The organism is Methanoregula sp. (assembly GCF_028679125.1).
In the GTDB taxonomy this organism is placed as follows: domain Archaea; phylum Halobacteriota; class Methanomicrobia; order Methanomicrobiales; family Methanospirillaceae; genus Methanoregula.
This window is the reverse complement of record NZ_JAJRCG010000002.1, coordinates 39,251-56,835: the sequence shown is the minus strand read 5'-3', so window position 1 is coordinate 56,835 and position 17,585 is coordinate 39,251. Positions and strand designations below refer to the sequence as shown.

Genomic DNA, 17,585 nt, shown 5'->3' with positions numbered 1-17,585 from the left:
TTTTTTTGTCCCCGCACGCATGAACATCTATGGAGACGTGCGGGTGGGACAGAATTCTTGACGCATTCGTATCTTCCTACACCGGGGAATCGTCCGCTATCGACACGCCCCATATCCTGCCCGGAATCACCACGTTCCTCATCACGTCTTTTGATCGCGAAGCTCTCCAGTTCAGTTTCCCCCTTCTCATCCGGAGGGATCTGCTCGCGGAGACTGCGCTTGATCCGGTCGGGGCGGATGGTGGGGCCTGCATCCTGATCGAGAGGATCAAGGAGTCGGCAGAGCGCGTGCCGGAGCTCGGGCCTCTTTACGGGAAAGGGACGCAGTTCTCCCCGCGCTGCCGGGATACCATCGAGCCGTATACCATTATCCATGCAGATGATGCAGTTGCATCGCATCTCTGGAAAGCGGACAGCAGGAACTATTGCGACCATGAGGGAGTCCACCTTGTCATCCGCGGTGCACTTCCCTGCCCGGACAACCGTACCGGGCTTGAGGCACCGCAGATCGTACAGATGCTGTCTGATCTCGCAGATGCGATCAGCACCAGTGTCCAAAAGACCCCGCTCCCGCTGCTCAAATCCGCGTGGCTCACCTCCCTTGACCAGAAGATGCTGCGCGGGATGCTCCGTAACCGGGGGCTCGTCTCCTTTGTCGGCGACGGTTCGCGGCTTGCCCGGACGCTGACGCACCACCGCTGTTTCTTCCGGGTTGCCGGGCCAAAAACCGGAGTAAACATCCCCTTCAACTGCCCGCAGGAACTCGATCCGGTGGAAATTGTCCTGCCGGCCAGCAACCGGACGGTGACGGGTCTGGGGATCCGGCAGAAGGAAGTCCTTGCCATCGCCGGGTCGAATGCGCAGGGCAAGAGCACGTTCCTTGAAGGGATCCTTGCCGGTATGGACGACCATGCACCACAGGATGGCCGGGAACGTGTCGTCACGGAGAGAGGAGCCTGCATTGCTGAATCAACCAACATGGGACTTGCCGGTGCCGACATCAGCATGTTCTTCCACTCCCTGCCACCGGGCGTGAGCGGGACCGTCCGGTCTGTACATGGCATGGGGAGCGGGTCGATGACCATGGCACACCAGGTCCAGAGCGCGATCACCCGTCATGCTCCCCTGCTCATCATTGATGAGGACCGGGCTGCTCCCAACCTGCTCGTGAAGAGCTGTCTCCAGAAGGAGGAGATCACGCCGCTGTGCGAGGTCCTGGGGCAGGCCCGGGACAAGATGGGGGATACCGCGCTGGTCTTTGCTGCCTGTGCCATGGACACGCTGATTGCACAGGCCGACCGGATCATGGTCTTTGACCGGCACGAGGCGTCTGCAATAGAGCCTGCGGCATTCCGGAAGATGGTGGCCGCATTATTGAGGAAGACTGCTGAGGAACTGGACTAAAAGCCGCAGGGGTTTATTCCGAATACTACCCTATATCCTGATAATGAAAATTCTCAAAACCCTTACACGGGTCTATACCAACACCCTTGACGAGACACTCCGGTTTTACGAAGACATTACCGGTACACACGCAGGCATACGGTTTGCAATGCCGGCGATCGGGCTGGAACTTGCGCAGGTCCAGAACATCCTCATCATTGCCGGTACGGATGAGTCACTCCGTCCGTTCCGGTCAACATCCGCAACGTTCCTTGTCGATTCCATTGAAGAGTACTACCGGTTCCTGACGGGACACGGGGCAACCGTTATACGTCCACCGCAACAGGTGCCAACCGGGATGAACATGACCGTGCGCCACCCTGAGGGTACGGTGATCGAATATGTCGAGTACCGGAAAAATACCTGAATATTTTAAAAAAAAAGAGAGCCTGAATTAACACCTGCACCGGAACAGTTCCCGCACCATCTCCGGAATCTCGGAGACACGGGACGCTACCGGTATGCCGTGCTTTTTGAGCCGGGCAATCTTGGAGCGGGCATCCCCTTCGCCGCCCTCGACAATGGCACCCGCGTGACCCATCCGCTTGTCCGGAGGGGCGGATACACCGGCAATATACGAGACGATAGGGAGGTTCGTGGATTTTGCTCCTTCCTCTTCGAGGTTGCCACCGACTTCGCCAACCAGGACAACAGCTTTGGTCTGGGGATCGTTCTCGAAGCGCTCAAGGACATCTGCAAAGGTCTGGCCGATAACCGGGTCGCCGCCGATACCGACCACCGTGCTCTGGCCGATACCGGCCCGGGTGAGCTCGTCCACGACCTCATAGGTGAGGGTTCCCGACCGTGAGATGACACCCACGTTCCCCCGCATGAACAGGCCGGAGGGCATGATCCCCATCTTCACCTCGCCGGGCGAGAGGAGCCCGGGGCAGTTGGGGCCGATCACGCTTGCGCCTTCCATCCGGGCATACGCGATCGCCCGCATGGTATCCTGTACGGGGATGTGCTCGGTGATGCAGCTGATGACCGTGATCCCGGCATTCGCCTCTTCCATGATTGCATCAGCTGCTGCCCCGGCCGGGACAAAGATGACCGCGGCACCGATATCGTGGTGCTTCATCGCTTCCTTTACGGTGTTGTACACCGGGACACCGTGCACCTGCTGGCCGCCCTTGCCGGGCGTAACACCGGCAACGACGCCTTTTCCGCCCACCTGTTTTGCATACGCGTTCATCAGGCCGATATGGAACTCGCCCTGCCTGCCGGTTGCACCCTGCACCAGAATCCCCGTGTTCTTGTCGCCGTAGATCATGCGGTCACCTGCACAGCCTTCCTGACAACGAGATCCATCGTGTCGAGCATCTCGTAGCCCTTCTCGGAGAGGAGTCTTCGCCCTTCCGCCTCGTTCGTACCGGCAAGCCGGACGATCACTTTCTGGGAAATCCCCGCAGCGATGATGCCCTTTGCCACCTCATCGCATTTCGTAATCCCGCCCAGCAGGTTCACAACGATGACCTTCACCGTGGGAACACTGGCAACGAGCCGGACCGCGTTCATCACACGCTCACTCTCAGCCCCGCCACCGACATCGAGGAAGTTGGCTGCCTTCCCGCCATAATACTCGATAAGGTCGAGGGTTGCCATCGTGAGCCCGGCACCGTTGCCGATCACGCCTATGGCACCGTCAAGTTCGACATAGGAGAAGCCGTGCTTCTCGGCTTCCCGCTCGCGTTCCGAGAGGTCGCGGTTGACCGTGATCCCCTGCCGGCCAAGCGCGTTGTCGTCGACAATGATCTTCGCATCGGCAGCAAAGACGCCGCCCGGGGTTGTCACCAGCGGGTTGATCTCGGCAAGGAGTGCGTCTTTCTCGATGAAGATCCGGTAGAGCTTGTTGATGACAGGACCGATCTCTTTGGGAGCCGTTCCGATAAGTTCCCGGATCATGAAGGGCGGGAGATCCTTCATGAGGGGATTCGCAACCACGTTCCTGATCAGTTCCGGGTGCTCCTTTGCAGTGATCTCGATCTCGACCCCGCCGGCCTCGGTGAAGAGGATGAGCGGCTGCTTGCTCGACCGGTCCACCGTGATCGAGAGGTAATACTCGTGCCGGATATCGAGCCGCTGCTCAGCGAGGACTTCCTTCACGGGCAGGCCCTTGATCTGTTTGCCGAAGAGTTCCGTTGCCACCTTCGTGCCATCGGCCTTTCCTGCCATCAGGATACCACCGGCCTTGCCCCTTCCGCCGACGTCCACCTGTGCCTTCAGGACAAACGCATCCCCCAGTGCGCCGAGATGGGGAGTGAGTTCGTCAGCCGATCGGATCAGGAATCCTGCCGGGACGGGGATCCCGGCCTCCCGTAATACGTTCTTTGCCTCGTATTCGCGTAACTTCATGGTTGTTTCCCCAGCTGCAGGCCGAGCTGCATGGCTTTCAGGTTAAGGTCCTCTGTTCCCTTTGGCACGGAATCGAGGATCGCCTTCTTCAGCGACTCCTCGCTTACGATATGCGTTGCGGCAACAAGGGCCCCGAGCATCACGATGTTTGCGACAATATCTTTTTTCAGGGTCTGCTTGGCCTCCTGCGTTGCCGGGATCCCGATGCACCGGCACTTCGGGCGGGAGTGGACGAGCGATGAGTCGACGAGCATCACCGCGGACTCCGGTGCGCCAACCCCGTACTTCTCAAACCCTTCCTGCGACATGATGACGTAGATATCCGGGTTGGCCACCTTGGGATAGAGGATCTCTGCATCGTCAATGACGACCTGGCTCATCGAGGCACCGCCCCGGGCCTCCGGCCCGTACACCTGCGTCTGGACGGCAAACTTGTTGTCGTACATCACAGCGGCACGGCCAAGAATGACAGCCGAGAGGATGATCCCCTGCCCGCCGAAACCGGAGAACCGGATCTCGTTCCTCATGGTTTCACCCCCATCGCAGGCCGGCTCCTTTTCGTGAGTTCCCCGACAACATACATATCCTCGGGGATCTTCTCACCCGCTTCAAGCATCCGGTCGCGCTTTGCCTTGAGCAGGGAATGAACCTTCAGGTACTCGACATGATCGGTCACCTGCCGGAACTTGTTCCTGCGCCCGAACGCGGTGGGGCACTGGACAAGGGCCTCGATGAACGAGAAGCCGGGGGTCTCAAGCCCCACCTTGACCGCCTTCTCGAGTTCCTTGACGTGGTACGAGGTCCAGCGGGAGACATAGTTCGCCCCCGCAGCAGTGGCAAGCTCGCAGAGATCGAACGGTATCTCGGTGCACCCGTAGGGGGTGGTTGACGAGAGGCATCCTTTAGGAGTGGTCGGGCTGCCCTGCCCGCCGGTCATACCATAGATCTGGTTGTTCATGCAGACCACCGTGAGATCGATGTTGCGCCGGCAGGCATGGATGAAATGGTTGCCGCCAATGGCCGCAAGGTCGCCGTCCCCGGTGAACACGACCACGTGGAGATCCGGGTTTGCCATCTTGACACCGGTAGCAAACGCCAGGGCCCTCCCGTGGGTCGTGTGGAGCGAGTCGGTGAGGATGTACCCGGGCGCCCGCGACGAACAGCCGATACCGGAGACAAAGATCGTCTCCTCCTTCTTCCAGCCCATCTCGTCAACAGCGGCAAGGGTACAGTTGATGATCGTCCCGTTCCCGCAGCCCGCACAGTAAATATGCGGAAGCCGGTCCTGCCGGAACCAGTCCTCGTAACTCATCGCTTTGCCTCCAGTGCTGCGATCAGTTCTGCGGGCGTGTGCAACTCTCCGCCCAGCTTGGGGATGCTGACAACCGGCACCTTCACGTGCCGCTCGATCTCGCGGGCCATCTGGCCAAGGTTCAGCTCCGGGACAAAGAAGGCCTGGGCATTTTTGAATGCCGCAAGTGCCTTCTCCGGGAACGGCCATACGGTACGGATCCGGAGGAACCCGATGTCCTTGTCCTTCCTGTCATGCATCACCTGCTGGACCGTCCGGACCGGACCGCCATAGGCAACGAAGACCTTGTGGGCATCGGGATTGATGATGTCGTAGTCCGCCATATCATAGCGGGCATTCTCGATCTTGTCGACGAGCCGTTTGACGAGATCTGCGTGCAGCTTCGGGTTGGTTGTTGCCGGGTAGCCACGCTCGTCATGGGTGAGGCCGGTGACGTGGACGTGGTGCCCGGTGCCGAACTGCCCGAAGCCCGGGATCAGGTCTGCATCCGCTTTGAACGGAAGGGCATCGGCAGCAAGAGGTTTTCTGTCCACTCGCTCGACCTTGTCGGGGACGAGGATCTTCTCCCGCATATGGCCGACCGTCTCGTCCGCCATCAGGAAGACCGGGACGCGGTACTTGTCCGCGAGGTTGAAGGCCTTCGCGGTCAGCTCGTACATCTCCTGCACGCTTGCCGGGCAGAGAGCGATGATCGCGTAATCGCCATGCGAACCGAATCGCACCTGCATCATATCGCCCTGTGCCGACATCGTCGGCTGCCCGGTGGAGGGACCCCCCCGCTGGACGTTCACGACCACGCAGGGAGTCTCGGTCATCGCGGCAAACCCGATGTTCTCCATCATGAGGGAGAAACCGGGGCCGCTGGTCGCGGTCATTGCCCGGGCGCCGGTCCACGAGGCACCGATGATCGAGGCCATGGAGGCGATCTCGTCCTCCATCTGGATGAAGACCCCGCCTTTCTTCGGCAGCTTTGCCGCCATGTGCTCGGCTACTTCCGTTGAGGGGGTGATCGGATAGCCGCCGAAGAAATTACATCCGGCTGCAAGCGCCCCTTCCGCACACGCCGTGTTGCCCTGCCAGAATTCAAGTCTCGACGTCAATATTCAATCGCCACCTTGTGGAGTTCGTAGGGTTCTTCCTCGGTCCAGTGGATTGCCTGGTCCGGGCAGGTGAGCTGGCAGACCCCGCAGAGCTGCCGTCCGTAGAGGTTCCGAAGCCGGCAGTTGGTGCAGCGCTCGGGCCGGTCCAGTTCCGGGACAACGGTTCCCTTCCGGTTGGGCTTCTTCCCCTCTTTGAAGATCTTATACGGGCAGATCTTTGTACAGAGGTTGCAACCCTTGCACCGGGTCTCATCAATGGCGAGTTTCATGAGTCGGTAATCCTGTCGTAGTATATATTCAGTAAGCTTTACAAAAAACCTATTCTTTGGACACTACCGGCCATGGGGGGGTTTGCCGGGATAGGATCGGAATGCCGCGTCTGCATGATCCCGGGCGGCATCGAAGATATCGTTCCCGTGCGCATCGATCCCGACTACGAGCGGAAGCCGGTCGAGCTCAATGGCCCAGACCGCCTCGGCCATCCCGAGGTCTTCAAAGAAGACATCCATCAAGGTCATGTGGGAGGAGGCAAGAGCTGCACATCCCCCGGTGAATGCGAAGTTCACGCCCCGGCCCTTCAGCTGTTCCCGTACCGTTGCGCCCATGCCGCCTTTCCCGATCAATCCCCGCACGCCTTTTTCGAACAGGAACCCGGAGAGCTCATTCATCCGGGCCGAAGTAGTCGGGCCGGCTGCGATGACCCGTTTGTCCTGGATCACGGGGCCGCAGTGGTAGATGACCGCCCCTTTGGGATCGAACGGGATGCCTTCTTTTTGCATCCGCAGGTGCGCCTCGTCCCGGGCTGTGAAGACCAGGCCTGATAGTTCCACGCGATCGCCAGCATGGAGCTCGAGCACCTCCGGACCGAGCGGTGTACGAAGCTGGATAACCTTCCCGCTCATCGCTTCACCTCAACGGTTGCGTGCCGGTTTGCCCAGCACTGGATGTTCACCGCAACCGGCAGCGAGGCCGTGTGGCATCCGGCCGTCTTCACCTTCACGGCAAGGGCCGTGAAATCCCCGCCAAGACCCATCGGCCCGATCCCGAGCCGGTTCACCGCGGCGAGCAGCTCCTCTTCGTACGCGGTCATTTCATCAACCGGTTCCAGGAGGGCTTCCTTTGCGAGCGCGGCAGCGCCATCGAACGTGCCGCCGATGCCAACCCCGATGATGACCGGGGGGCAGGGCCGGGAGCCGGCAAGGTACATGGTCTCGACCACGAACTTCTCGATCTGGTCCACCTGCGAGGGAAGCAACATCGCGATCCGCGACATGTTCTCAGCACCCGCCCCTTTGGGGAGGACCGTGACGGTGAATTGTTCCCCGGGCTTCACGTGGATCGCCGGCATCCCTTCGCCCGTGTTGTCCCCGCTATTGTGCCGGGTCAGGGGATCGACCACGTTCGGGCGGAGGGGGACTTCTTTTGTTGCCCTGCGGACACCGTCGGCAACGGCATCATACAGATCCTGCGTGAGCGGAACATCCGGAGGTATGGTGAGATAGATGACCGGCACACCGGTATCCTGGCACATCGGTACACCGAGCTCCCCGGCGGCCCTGATATTCTGCAGGATATTGGAAAACTCGCCGCGGGCAACCGGGTTCGTCTCGGCACGTGCGGCATTCCCGATCACTTTCAGCACGTCAACCGGAAGGCGGACAGCCGCTTCGCGGTAGGCCCGGAACGTGGCGTCGGCAAGCGCCGTGCGGATACGGGAAGGGTCCGGTGTCTGCATACAAATATACTGGGGGGCATGGGGTAGATATAGCGATTGGAACCGGGTTGTAGGGGGTGGAATGTCTCCGATCGATCCCGTGTCCTGACAGAGATCGATACAAAGCAGTCTGATTTCATTGCGAAGAGTTACAAGAATGTTTCCGAGACCCTGAAGAACGATCTGGAGAGTAAGTATGCCGATTACCTGCTGCTCGACAATTTTGGTGCACCGCTTGCGATTGTTGAGGCAAAGAGGTGGAGCGGATTCGTGAGCAGCAGGTGGCATCAGGTAAGGAGATCGAGGGGTTGGGCGAGGGGCTGATGCAGAGGGCGTTTGCCGGGGAACTGACCGTGTGATCTCCGCCCTACGTACCAACAACTTTAATAGCTCGCACATGAGAGTAACGGGTATATAAAAAAATATAAAATTTCGAGTCGTATAGTGTTAAGGCATTTAACCAGAAGTCAGTGGGTTGGGTTGTGATGACAATGTTGAAAACTCCGGACGTGTGGGACCGGGAATTACGGGAGATCCGGATTGACCGTAATGAATTGATAAAAAATTCCGACCGCTATCGCATCGGAAGTGTCCGGCTTGCAATGGGAAGGGTCTGCACACAGGAAGAATTTGACGAAGAAAAGCAGAGAATTCTCAGTAAACCCCTCCCGTAACCTTTTTTGATACAATGAACTCTTTTTCCGATACTGAATTACAGAGACTCAAAGAGATCACTGAACTCTATTCTTACACGAAAGATATGATTCTCTATTCGGAAGAACTCAATAACCTCTCCACCTTCATGCCTCCAATCAACGAGATCAAGGACGCATTCGATCATTTCATGCGTATCACCTCGGTAAAATTCGGACTGCATGAAGGGAACGATGAGTATGCCCGGAATAATCTGGACAAAGTATTCTCCCATATATACCGGGCAACTTTCGAGCTCTTCGATTATATCCGGATATATCAGAAAGAATCTATCGATAAGAAACTCAACGGGATCTCAAACGATGCCCTGATACATGTCTTCCCGGAATACTACCGACAGATCAAGCCCGCAATGGAAGATCTTATCACAAAGATTCCGGCCTACAAAAAAGACAAGGATATCGGGGATCCGGATATCGGCGTCGTCAAATTATATTACCATTCAATCCAGGAAATGCGGGAACACCTCAAGAAAATTGATGCAATGTTGCCTTCGTTGATCGAATACGAAGAGAAGCGAAAAACTGAACAGGCCGCAAAAGAGCAGAAAGAGCAGGATGATAGAAAAAAGGACTGGCTCGTTCAAGCGGGTATCGCAATTATCGGTACAGTTATAGGATTAGTAATTGGATATTTAATCCCGAAATAATTCATGATTTAATTTCCCTTATAAAATCGTCAATAGAATCGTATATCTTCCCTTTTCCGGCAGTAATATCCACCTCAGCTTTCTTCACCATTCGGATAAACTCCGGTTTGATTGCAGATTCGGGAGGATTAAAAAAAACCTCATCTCGCTCCGGTCCCGTTCCGGCAATTGCTTTATCGGTCATTTTTCTGTTCAGATCATGACCTGATGAGTTCAATACCTTTTTGTCCCGATTGTTTCCTCCGCAAAAAAACGGTACCTCTTAGTCTCTCTCAAGCACAACTACTAACAGGAAAAATCCATGTGCCTCGCACCCGAACTCAAATCCAGGATCGACTCCCCCTGGGACAAGTTCTGGAGCGGAGGCATGAGTAACCCGCTCCAGTCCATCGAGCAGATGTCTTACCTCATCTTCACCAAAGGCGGGTCCACTGAGAAAGTCTGGTTCTATGACATGGACGCGGACGGGTACTCGCTCGATGACAAGCGGACATTCATCGATGGGAATGGAGATATTCCGGATATCATCCAGCACTACCGCAACCGTAAGAAAGAGAATCCCACAGACCGGAAGGGAAAATGTTTCTTTGTACCGATCAGCGAGATCAAGGAGAATGGATTTGATCTCTCCATCTCGCGATACAAAGAGATCGAGTACGAAGAAGTCCAGTATGAAAAACCGGAAATAATTATTGAAAAGATCGAGATGCTCGAAAAAGAAATTCAAACCGGACTCAGGGATCTGAAATCGCTTTTGAAATAATTTTTGGTGATTAGGTAAAGTCCACCACTAACCCATGGTTAGTATTGAGCCAATTCAGGTTTTTTTAGATTTGCGCACCGGAGAACACAAAAATACAGCCCCCCTCTTGCGCCGTCAGTCCCCCGAGGGGGGACGGGGCGCATTGCGATGCCTCGGCATTACCTTAATTGGGGGCACACACGGTACAGGTAATACGGCACTATCGCAACCGGGGGATGCCCGAGCGGCGGGGGCGGAGGCTTGCCGGAGCCCCCAAGAGAGGTAATGAAAATTTTGTTTCAGGTTTATCGCACTTTTGGTGGATGTTACACAATCACCTTTTTTTATTTCCGGGTTTTGCCCGGTAAGGTGATCGTCCCCATCCCACACGGTACCTGATCGTCAGTCACCCCATATCACCATCGAGAAAACCCTCTCGTTATCCGGCCCTGTATCCTCAAATCTCCCGGCGCGTTCTTTGCCCCCGGTCCACAAAAATACCGCTTTAAAATCGTTTAAATTCCTTCACAGGGACAAAGCGTATATCCCGGCACCAAGAGAACATGAATAAGTGGCAAAAACCACAATGATCGAAAAATAACTGAAAAGGAAGTGATAACCACGTCAAACAAGGAAAAGAAGGTAGTTGCTCCCGCATCAAAGACTGCACCCGTCGCAGCAAAGACTGATGCCAAGAAATCCAGCGGAAAGAGAGCATAATTCCAGTTTCATTTCTCATATTTTTCGTAGTATTCTTTTTTCAATAAAGATCGTTTTCACCCGGGCCGATAGGTTGCCGGATCGGGTTGTCAGTACCTGAAAAAAGCACAGAGCCTCTTTTCAGTAACCGGGCGAACCTGGTACAGATACGCAAAAATATTGGGATGTGACGTGCGACCACAATAATCGCATCGGGAAGCGGCACATCGGTGCCGGGCAAACCCACGCGGCCGAGGCATCAGCCTCTCTTGAGCGTCACACCCCTTAACTCTCCCCCGAGTCCATCGGCTGAGGTCCCGGATGCCGCCACCCCCCCACAACCTGAAACACGTTTCACTTCCCGATCACGCGCTATAACTGTCCCATATTGTCCCATGAAATGAGGGGCAGGCTACGACGTGAAAACTGGATAAACACAGGGAAAATCAGAGAAACACTCCTGCATTTTTGCGAAACTATCCTGCCGGAACCACCAAAACAGGGAATCGAAGCCCGAAACGGGACCGGATTCGGCCATCCCTGAAAGGGCGTATTTCACCGTCGGACCAGGAAGTCAGGTACTCCCTGTCTCCCCCTTCCGCTTAAGGAGGTGTGCATTCACGGTACCCGCCAGTTCTCCGATCGGTTTCCCGTCACGGTCAATCTCTACAAGCCCGGCACGCTCGACCCGGAAGAACCGGATGGTCCGGTAATAATTGCAGGCCCATATCTCGCAGACCCGGCCGGGATCCGGAGGAACTGTGCGAAGACCGTCCGCTGTACCGGACAACTCCGCTGTCATCTCGGCTAACGATCCGTGGAGATTCTTGGTCCGCGCCATGGTAACAAGCGTTGTTCTGCCCGGGCTTAAGATCATCAGATCGCAGACACTCCCACGTGTTCTCCGGCAGCAGATCAGAAAACCCCGGGTACGTGCAAACGGTATTGCAAGCTCGATCGCTTTCTCCGGCAGCGGCCCCCGCTTCATAGCGCCATCCCACAACTTTGAACCCGGACCCGCAGCCCGCACCGGTCCGGCCAGGGTTGGATACGCACGTTGTAACATTGCCGGTCTCCGTCTTGCGCAACAATCCGGTGAATCTTCGCCTTGAACCGGGAGCAGGAAGTTCGGGACAACATCAATATATAATATTTTAAAAATTGAGAATATATACTAATCGGTTGATGAGAAAAATCTGTTAACAATCTGCCTCCGCAATTAAAAATCAGAACACATCCTGCGTTCAGGTTCATACATCCCGGAGATTCATTGATTGGACCGCCGGGATTTTTTCACATCATTGCCCAAAAAAACTGAGTCCTCCTGGGAAGCTTCATTATTGAACTCCCCTGTCCTCAATGCAGGCGCGATCCCGGCCCAGACCTTGCCGGGCAGATTCCCTTAGAGCGAGTTGGACATGCTCACGGACGATGCCGGTTCTGCCAGGGGCACGCAAAAGGATTTTATCTCTTATTATAAGATCAGTCTATGCCGGCTTATTATTTCGCCATGGAGGGACATCACGCCGGGGAAAAACCCGATCCCGCGACGGATACCCTCATCACCATCCAATACCAGAAGATCGATCTGGCCTCTGGGGAACCGCTGGAGAAGTTAACGATTCTCAAAGCATGGGAGAGTTCCGAAAAAAGTATCGTGACTACCTTTTACAACCAGTTTTTCCGGCCGGAAGTGTCGCCCACGCATTTTATTCCGGTGGGAATTGATCTCAATTATGCATACGAGATGATCATCGCAAAATGCAAACAATACCATCTGCCGGAGATCTCCAGTCACCGGCTGTATTACGAGCGACCCCGCCTGGATCTTGGGCCGGTCCTCGTTCTTCTGAATGATGGCCGGTTTGCCGGAGCCCGACTCGATGCATTCTCATCAAAAAAATCGGATGCCGGTCGTATCAACAAGTGGTATGAAAACAAGGAATTCACACCGATCGAGCGCACGCTCCACGATGAGGCAGAGGCATTTCTCAAACTGTTCCAGTATGTAAGTAAATATAAAACCCGGCTCGGGATTGAAAGAAAAGGAAAAAATGCCCGCGATATACCTGCAGAGACGACAGTCCCAAAGAATCCGGAAACAATACTTCCCTCGCAGCCAGGATCCCCGACACCGTCAAGGGTGACACCCACAAAACGGGAAGAGAGAAGAACTCCCACCCCCCGTAAAAGCTCGGCCCACCTTGCAAAAGCGCACCCCCGGATCTCACCTGAGGAAACATCATCCCCGGAACAGCGAAAACCTGCACATCTCAACCCGCTCCGCAAACATACGCCCAAGACAAAAAATGACGGGAAACAGTACAGGTAGGAATGTTCGTTTCACTTTTTTTTGCATTGGGATTCGGTTTAGACAGATCCAACAAGTTCCCCACGAAATGCCCGCGACACGAATCCCGCGATCGCATTTCCCGACATTGTTTGTGTATTACCGAGGGGCAACATCCAGGTACATAAAACCCGTGTTGAGTGCCCGAATCTGACGGTCCGGACCTTACGGTCTTAAAAAAACTCCGCGAAAACCCCGAGAACAAAAAAAAGAATCGTTAAAAAAATATTACTTCTTTCCGCCCTTTGCGTGGGCGCCGCCTTTCTTGTCGTCAGCCTTTGCGGGTGCTGCTTCCTTGCCACCCTTTGCTGCCGGTGCTGCTGCTTCCTTGCCACCCTTTGCCGGTGCTGCTCCCTTGGCTTCCTTGCCGCCCTTTGCGGGCTCAGCTGCAGCTTCTGTTGCTGTCTCTTCGGCAACGACCGGTGCTGCAACAACCTTCTCACCAACAAGCTTCGGTGCCGCGACGATCCTGCCGCTGACCTTGATCGTGCTGACGTTCAGGTGCGCCGGGGACGGGAGCTTGTGGGCGCCGTTGCGCATCGCTTCCTTGATCTTCTCAAGGTACTGGGCCGTGGAATAGACGGTCATCAGTTTCTGGCCCGGGACAACGCGTGCTGCGGTACCGACGGCCTTGCCGAATGCAAGGCGCATCCCTTCTGAAACACGGTCTGCACCAGCGCCGGTTGCCTGCTTGTTCTCACGCAGGACGTGGTGGGGGAAGACACGTACCTTGAAGTGGAAGTTGGACCGGCCAACATCCTTCAGGAGACGGCGGTTGATGCTGATACGGCATGCCTCAAGCGAGCTGTGCCGGACCTGGCATGCCTCTTCAACAATCAGGTCAACTTCGGTCGGGAATTCCTGTGACAGGTTACCCATCTCGAACTGTACAATCTTGCTCCCAGGAACACCGCCCATATATTCGCGCCGTGTATAGGCTTTCTTGGCAACGTTCCTGTACATCTTTGCCGGTTTTCTAACCATCGCGTCCTACTCCTGTTGATTATTTGAAAAAGCGGGCATAAATATCAGATATTTTTCCAGATATCGGTGCCGGTACGCTTCGCAAACTGCTTGTATAAAATGGATACGGGCCATATTAAACCTTACTGGACAGAACTGTTCTGGTTTATAAGGTCGAGGACATCACGCCGGACCTGCGCGAACTCCACGCTGGTCCGGTCGCGGGGTCGCGGAAGATCGACCGTAAAATTCCGGCAGATCCGGCCCGGGCGGGGTGTCATGACAATGATCCGGTCCGACAGGTAGACCGCTTCATCCACGCTGTGCGTGATGAACACGATCATCTTTTTTGTCTTCTCCCAGATCTGGAGCAGTTCCTTCTGGAGCATATTCCGGGTCTGGGCGTCAAGGGCCCCGAACGGCTCGTCCATGAGGAGCAGGACCGGGTCGAGCGTGAGCGCCCGGGCAACGGCCACCCGCTGGCGCATCCCGCCCGAAAGTTCAGACGGGTAACTGTCCTTAAACTGCGTGAGGTTGATGAGGTCGAGATACCATTCGGCCACCATATAGCGATCTTCCTTTGACACCCCCCGCATCTCAAGACCGAAGGCGATGTTGTCGATCACCGTCCGCCACGGGAAGAGGGAGTACTCCTGGAAGACAAAACCCACCTTCGGGCTGGTTCCCGTGATCTCCTCGCCGTCGAGGATGATCGATCCGCTCCGGGCCGTGTCGAGACCGGCTATCAGGCGCAGCAGGGTCGTCTTGCCGCAGCCGGATGCACCGAGGATACAGACAAACTCCTTATCCTTCACATCGAACGAGACATGATCGAGCACGGTTAAGGTCGATCCGTCATCGCGGGGGAAGGACTGGTTGAGATCGCGGATTTCCAGATTTGCCATTCTTTATGCCACCTCACCGGTACGCCACTTCAGGAAGTGCCGGTCAACATAATACCGGAACACCATGTCGAACACCAGGCCGATCAGGCCAAGGAGGATCATGTACACGACAACGCTGTCCATCTGGTGGAGAGAATAATAGAACCATAACTTCTGGCCAAGTCCGTAGTTCGAGACCCCGAAGAGTTCCGCGGCAACAAGGCACATCCATCCGACACCGGTCGCGATCCGTATCCCCGATGCTACGGAGGGGAGGGCCGCGGGAAATGCGATATACCGGATCAGGTCCCGGTCCTTCGTGCACCCGAGCATCTTTCCGGCCTCGACAAAGACGCGGGGGACGCCACGGAAACCGCTGTAGGTGTTGATAATGATGGGAAAGACTGCCCCGGCAAAGATGATGAAACCCGCCGAGAATGAGGTCAGGCCGAACCAGATGATGGCAAACGGGATCCAGGCAAGGGGCGGGATCGGGCGGAGAAGTTCGATGAGAGGGTCCATGAACGACTCGATCCGGCGGTTCCAGCCCATGATAATCCCGATCGGAATCCCGACAAGGAGAGCCAACACCATACCTATGGCGAAGTGAATGAGACTCGCCTCGAAATCAAGGAAAATATCGCCCCCCTGGACCAGGCTGACAAATGCGGCGAAAACATCCGTAGGTGCGGGGAGGATGAAGGGGTACCGGATGATCACTGCCGCAATGAACTGCCAGATGACCAGTGCCAGCAGGACCGCAACCGCACCGAGCCGCCAGTCTTTGCCATCCTTCCCTGCAAGTCTGCCCATGGTGGTTATTCCTCACGTGTCTTCCAGCCGGATTTCCCGGAAAGGGAAGTTCACAAATGTACTGTATAGTAAAGATCCTTAAAGAAAAAAAAGGTTGGTCGGGGATTTTAATTCTTGGTGTAGAACGTGAGATCGAAGATCTCGTCCTTGGTGAGCGGCTTCTTGATGTACCCGAGATTGTACTCCATTGTTGCGTAATCAAGGACAGGGGCGACAATGATGTTGGGGTCTGATGCCCAGCTGCCGTCCCACTCTTTTAACGATGCGGTAACATCCGCCAGTTTGGCGCCGGTCTTGGTCGAATAGATCACTGCCGCATCGTCAAGGTTTGCCGCGTTCCAGGCAACCGCCTTGTCATTGGTCGCAATGATCTGCCGGACAATCTCCGGGTGCTCGCGGATCAGCTTACCGCTGACAACGAGGACACAGCAGGTGTGGTTCGGGTACATCTCACCGGACCGGACGACGATCTTGCCTTTACCCTGGTTTGTGATCGTGCTCGGCGAGGGGGTTGGCAGGAACACCGCGTCGACCTTACCGGCCGTGATAGCCGTGACGGCATCGCCCGGGCTCATGCCCTTGATGAAGACATCCTTGTCCGGAGTGAGATTATTCTTCTGGAGCCAGTCACGCAGGATAGTGTCCTGGATGCTGCCGGGCAGGAAGGTAGCGATAGTCAGCCCGGATAAACTCTGCGGACCTTTGTAATCGAGATCATTTCTTACCACAAGGTCTGAACCCTGGGTGTTGACCCCTGCAATGATCTTGGCGTCAAGCCCGGTTGCGAGCGCGGTCAGGACCGGGGCTGCACCAACGTAGGCAACATCGAGTTCGCCAGCCATCATGGCCTGCATCTCGGGCGGGCCGCTCGTAAAGACCTTGTCAGAGACATTCACGACACCGAGAGGCGCGAGGTCATCCTTGAACCAGCCTTTATCGATGGCAGTAATTGCCGCCATCTGGTGGGTACTGGGCTGGTAGCCGATCCGGAGTTCCTTGAGAGGTGCTGCCGAAGTCGACGTATTCGTAGTGCCTGACGGCTGCGTGCAGCCGGCAGTGATCAGGAGAAGGGTAATCGCGAGAAGAGCGATTGCCGAAATTGTACGGGATCTCATGGGAAAATGTTACTTTGTCAATATTAAAAAAGTGCTCCATTAGAGCAAAAATAATCTCCTAATGTACTTATTTTATAGATAAATGAGACAAAACAATAATGAAAACTGCATTATTGTCATATAATCATGATCACGATTTTTTAAAAAATGGACAATAATAGAGAAAAACTTAATAACTCGCCCGAATGTAGTAAATATATGAGACAATTGGACCCAATAGACCAATTAGTCCGCGCCGCACTGGTCTCGGACGAGGAATTCGTCACATCCCTTGACGATCTCCTCAAACACGATCTGCGGATCAGCGTACGGGAACTCTCTGAGAAGAGCGGGATCGCCCAGAGCTCGCTGTACAAGATCCTGCACGGGAAGCGATCGCCCAACCTCTCCACACTCCGGGATATCATCCGTGCCCTGAGGACATTCTACTCTCCCAGCGAGGGGGAGTTCATAGGATTAATTGCTGCACGATCGGTTCTTGATACCATTGAGGAACGGACCATGGAGATCGGCGGCAAGAAGATCAGGGTACGGGAATATCCCGTCCATGCCTGGGAAGATGCGATCGTGGCGGCAGTCCAGGCAGAGCGGGAAAATGCCGTGGCAATTGTCTGCGCCCCCATTATATCCAGTGTCATCGAAAAGCTGGTCACGATCCCGGTGGCGACCATCATCCCGAAGGAATCCGTCCAGAGGGCGATCGAACTCGCGGCACGTAAGGCGCGGCTTTAAT

20 protein-coding genes are annotated in these 17,585 nt (G+C 55.6%); 6 read left to right on the top strand and 14 right to left on the bottom strand.

Features of this window, described 5'->3' with window-relative positions:
- Nucleotides 1-29 precede the first annotated feature (29 nt).
- A complete protein-coding gene (locus tag LUQ43_RS02010; RefSeq protein ID WP_299963277.1) occupies nucleotides 30-1,403 on the top strand; it encodes a P-loop domain-containing protein in 1,374 nt (457 codons plus the stop codon).
- Between the two features lie 43 nt (nucleotides 1,404-1,446).
- Nucleotides 1,447-1,809 carry a VOC family protein gene (locus LUQ43_RS02005; protein WP_299963276.1) on the top strand — a complete coding sequence of 121 codons (363 nt, stop codon included), beginning with the start codon at nucleotides 1,447-1,449 and terminating at the stop codon, nucleotides 1,807-1,809.
- Between the two features lie 27 nt (nucleotides 1,810-1,836).
- Here the strand turns inward: LUQ43_RS02005 and sucD are convergent, their stop codons facing one another.
- From sucD to LUQ43_RS01965, 8 genes are all read right to left on the bottom strand, one after another.
- Nucleotides 1,837-2,715, bottom strand: a complete 879-nt coding sequence (gene sucD, locus LUQ43_RS02000; RefSeq protein WP_299963274.1) for a succinate--CoA ligase subunit alpha — start codon at nucleotides 2,713-2,715, stop codon at nucleotides 1,837-1,839.
- Nucleotides 2,712-3,797: an ATP-grasp domain-containing protein gene (locus LUQ43_RS01995; RefSeq protein ID WP_299963272.1), complete on the bottom strand. Its 1,086-nt coding sequence runs from the start codon at nucleotides 3,795-3,797 to the stop codon at nucleotides 2,712-2,714. The genes sucD and LUQ43_RS01995 overlap by 4 nt, the downstream gene beginning before the upstream one ends.
- Nucleotides 3,794-4,324, bottom strand: coding sequence for a 2-oxoacid:acceptor oxidoreductase family protein (locus LUQ43_RS01990; RefSeq protein ID WP_299963270.1), 531 nt, complete (start codon nucleotides 4,322-4,324; stop codon nucleotides 3,794-3,796). Before LUQ43_RS01990 ends, LUQ43_RS01995 begins: the two co-directional genes overlap by 4 nt.
- Entirely contained in the window at nucleotides 4,321-5,109 is a 789-nt protein-coding gene (locus LUQ43_RS01985) for a thiamine pyrophosphate-dependent enzyme (protein ID WP_299963268.1), read from the bottom strand. The genes LUQ43_RS01990 and LUQ43_RS01985 overlap by 4 nt, the downstream gene beginning before the upstream one ends.
- The gene (locus LUQ43_RS01980; protein ID WP_299963266.1) at nucleotides 5,106-6,209 is read right to left on the bottom strand and encodes a 2-oxoacid:acceptor oxidoreductase subunit alpha; all 1,104 of its coding nucleotides are present in this window, start codon (nucleotides 6,207-6,209) and stop codon (nucleotides 5,106-5,108) included. The genes LUQ43_RS01985 and LUQ43_RS01980 overlap by 4 nt, the downstream gene beginning before the upstream one ends.
- Nucleotides 6,206-6,478 carry a 4Fe-4S dicluster domain-containing protein gene (locus LUQ43_RS01975; RefSeq protein WP_299963264.1) on the bottom strand — a complete coding sequence of 91 codons (273 nt, stop codon included), beginning with the start codon at nucleotides 6,476-6,478 and terminating at the stop codon, nucleotides 6,206-6,208. Before LUQ43_RS01975 ends, LUQ43_RS01980 begins: the two co-directional genes overlap by 4 nt.
- A gap of 63 nt (nucleotides 6,479-6,541) precedes the next feature.
- On the bottom strand, nucleotides 6,542-7,111 hold the full coding sequence (locus tag LUQ43_RS01970) for a FumA C-terminus/TtdB family hydratase beta subunit (RefSeq protein ID WP_299963262.1): 570 nt from the start codon (nucleotides 7,109-7,111) through the stop codon (nucleotides 6,542-6,544).
- Nucleotides 7,108-7,944: a fumarate hydratase gene (locus tag LUQ43_RS01965; RefSeq protein ID WP_299963260.1), complete on the bottom strand. Its 837-nt coding sequence runs from the start codon at nucleotides 7,942-7,944 to the stop codon at nucleotides 7,108-7,110. The genes LUQ43_RS01970 and LUQ43_RS01965 overlap by 4 nt, the downstream gene beginning before the upstream one ends.
- 823 nt (nucleotides 7,945-8,767) lie before the next feature.
- Between LUQ43_RS01965 and LUQ43_RS01960 the strand changes: the two genes are divergently transcribed.
- Entirely contained in the window at nucleotides 8,768-9,286 is a 519-nt protein-coding gene (locus tag LUQ43_RS01960; protein WP_299963258.1) for a hypothetical protein, read from the top strand.
- A gap of 1 nt (nucleotide 9,287) precedes the next feature.
- Here LUQ43_RS01960 and LUQ43_RS01955 read toward each other — a convergent pair whose 3' ends face one another.
- On the bottom strand, nucleotides 9,288-9,470 hold the full coding sequence (locus LUQ43_RS01955) for a hypothetical protein (RefSeq protein ID WP_299963256.1): 183 nt from the start codon (nucleotides 9,468-9,470) through the stop codon (nucleotides 9,288-9,290).
- Nucleotides 9,471-9,587: 117 nt separating this feature from the next.
- On the opposite strand from LUQ43_RS01955, the gene LUQ43_RS01950 reads away from it, so the two are divergent.
- A complete protein-coding gene (locus LUQ43_RS01950; protein ID WP_299963254.1) occupies nucleotides 9,588-10,049 on the top strand; it encodes an N-6 DNA methylase in 462 nt (153 codons plus the stop codon).
- Nucleotides 10,050-11,301: 1,252 nt separating this feature from the next.
- Here LUQ43_RS01950 and LUQ43_RS01945 read toward each other — a convergent pair.
- Nucleotides 11,302-11,793, bottom strand: coding sequence for a hypothetical protein (locus LUQ43_RS01945; protein WP_299963252.1), 492 nt, complete (start codon nucleotides 11,791-11,793; stop codon nucleotides 11,302-11,304).
- Nucleotides 11,794-12,216: 423 nt separating this feature from the next.
- On the opposite strand from LUQ43_RS01945, the gene LUQ43_RS01940 reads away from it, so the two are divergent.
- The gene (locus tag LUQ43_RS01940) at nucleotides 12,217-13,059 is read left to right on the top strand and encodes a hypothetical protein (RefSeq protein ID WP_299963250.1); all 843 of its coding nucleotides are present in this window, start codon (nucleotides 12,217-12,219) and stop codon (nucleotides 13,057-13,059) included.
- A gap of 246 nt (nucleotides 13,060-13,305) precedes the next feature.
- On the opposite strand, the gene LUQ43_RS01935 is transcribed toward LUQ43_RS01940, so the two are convergent.
- The 4 genes from LUQ43_RS01935 to LUQ43_RS01920 all read right to left on the bottom strand — a co-directional run bounded on the left by LUQ43_RS01935 (nucleotide 13,306) and on the right by LUQ43_RS01920 (nucleotide 16,852).
- On the bottom strand, nucleotides 13,306-14,061 hold the full coding sequence (locus LUQ43_RS01935; protein WP_299963248.1) for a 50S ribosomal protein L16: 756 nt from the start codon (nucleotides 14,059-14,061) through the stop codon (nucleotides 13,306-13,308).
- A 122-nt stretch (nucleotides 14,062-14,183) separates the two neighbouring features.
- Entirely contained in the window at nucleotides 14,184-14,945 is a 762-nt protein-coding gene (locus tag LUQ43_RS01930) for an ABC transporter ATP-binding protein (protein WP_299963246.1), read from the bottom strand.
- A 3-nt stretch (nucleotides 14,946-14,948) separates the two neighbouring features.
- Nucleotides 14,949-15,737, bottom strand: coding sequence for an ABC transporter permease (locus LUQ43_RS01925; RefSeq protein ID WP_299963244.1), 789 nt, complete (start codon nucleotides 15,735-15,737; stop codon nucleotides 14,949-14,951).
- 107 nt (nucleotides 15,738-15,844) lie between these two features.
- On the bottom strand, nucleotides 15,845-16,852 hold the full coding sequence (locus tag LUQ43_RS01920; RefSeq protein ID WP_299963242.1) for an ABC transporter substrate-binding protein: 1,008 nt from the start codon (nucleotides 16,850-16,852) through the stop codon (nucleotides 15,845-15,847).
- Between the two features lie 198 nt (nucleotides 16,853-17,050).
- On the opposite strand from LUQ43_RS01920, the gene LUQ43_RS01915 reads away from it, so the two are divergent.
- A complete protein-coding gene (locus LUQ43_RS01915; protein WP_299963240.1) occupies nucleotides 17,051-17,584 on the top strand; it encodes a helix-turn-helix domain-containing protein in 534 nt (177 codons plus the stop codon).
- The last annotated feature ends 1 nt before the right edge of the window (nucleotide 17,585 follow it).

What these genes read in the sequence shown, in the direction of transcription:
- LUQ43_RS02010 (WP_299963277.1), top strand. Translation starts at nt 30, where the DNA reads ATGGAGACGTGCGGGTGGGACAGAATTCTTGACGCATTCGTATCTTCC.
- LUQ43_RS02005 (WP_299963276.1), top strand. Translation starts at nt 1,447, where the DNA reads ATGAAAATTCTCAAAACCCTTACACGGGTCTATACCAACACCCTTGAC.
- sucD (WP_299963274.1), bottom strand. Translation starts at nt 2,715, where the DNA reads ATGATCTACGGCGACAAGAACACGGGGATTCTGGTGCAGGGTGCAACC.
- LUQ43_RS01995 (WP_299963272.1), bottom strand. Translation starts at nt 3,797, where the DNA reads ATGAAGTTACGCGAATACGAGGCAAAGAACGTATTACGGGAGGCCGGG.
- LUQ43_RS01990 (WP_299963270.1), bottom strand. Translation starts at nt 4,324, where the DNA reads ATGAGGAACGAGATCCGGTTCTCCGGTTTCGGCGGGCAGGGGATCATC.
- LUQ43_RS01985 (WP_299963268.1), bottom strand. Translation starts at nt 5,109, where the DNA reads ATGAGTTACGAGGACTGGTTCCGGCAGGACCGGCTTCCGCATATTTAC.
- LUQ43_RS01975 (WP_299963264.1), bottom strand. Translation starts at nt 6,478, where the DNA reads ATGAAACTCGCCATTGATGAGACCCGGTGCAAGGGTTGCAACCTCTGT.
- LUQ43_RS01970 (WP_299963262.1), bottom strand. Translation starts at nt 7,111, where the DNA reads ATGAGCGGGAAGGTTATCCAGCTTCGTACACCGCTCGGTCCGGAGGTG.
- LUQ43_RS01965 (WP_299963260.1), bottom strand. Translation starts at nt 7,944, where the DNA reads ATGCAGACACCGGACCCTTCCCGTATCCGCACGGCGCTTGCCGACGCC.
- LUQ43_RS01960 (WP_299963258.1), top strand. Translation starts at nt 8,768, where the DNA reads ATGCGTATCACCTCGGTAAAATTCGGACTGCATGAAGGGAACGATGAG.
- LUQ43_RS01955 (WP_299963256.1), bottom strand. Translation starts at nt 9,470, where the DNA reads ATGACCGATAAAGCAATTGCCGGAACGGGACCGGAGCGAGATGAGGTT.
- LUQ43_RS01950 (WP_299963254.1), top strand. Translation starts at nt 9,588, where the DNA reads ATGTGCCTCGCACCCGAACTCAAATCCAGGATCGACTCCCCCTGGGAC.
- LUQ43_RS01945 (WP_299963252.1), bottom strand. Translation starts at nt 11,793, where the DNA reads ATGTTACAACGTGCGTATCCAACCCTGGCCGGACCGGTGCGGGCTGCG.
- LUQ43_RS01940 (WP_299963250.1), top strand. Translation starts at nt 12,217, where the DNA reads ATGCCGGCTTATTATTTCGCCATGGAGGGACATCACGCCGGGGAAAAA.
- LUQ43_RS01935 (WP_299963248.1), bottom strand. Translation starts at nt 14,061, where the DNA reads ATGGTTAGAAAACCGGCAAAGATGTACAGGAACGTTGCCAAGAAAGCC.
- LUQ43_RS01930 (WP_299963246.1), bottom strand. Translation starts at nt 14,945, where the DNA reads ATGGCAAATCTGGAAATCCGCGATCTCAACCAGTCCTTCCCCCGCGAT.
- LUQ43_RS01925 (WP_299963244.1), bottom strand. Translation starts at nt 15,737, where the DNA reads ATGGGCAGACTTGCAGGGAAGGATGGCAAAGACTGGCGGCTCGGTGCG.
- LUQ43_RS01920 (WP_299963242.1), bottom strand. Translation starts at nt 16,852, where the DNA reads ATGAGATCCCGTACAATTTCGGCAATCGCTCTTCTCGCGATTACCCTT.
- LUQ43_RS01915 (WP_299963240.1), top strand. Translation starts at nt 17,051, where the DNA reads ATGAGACAATTGGACCCAATAGACCAATTAGTCCGCGCCGCACTGGTC.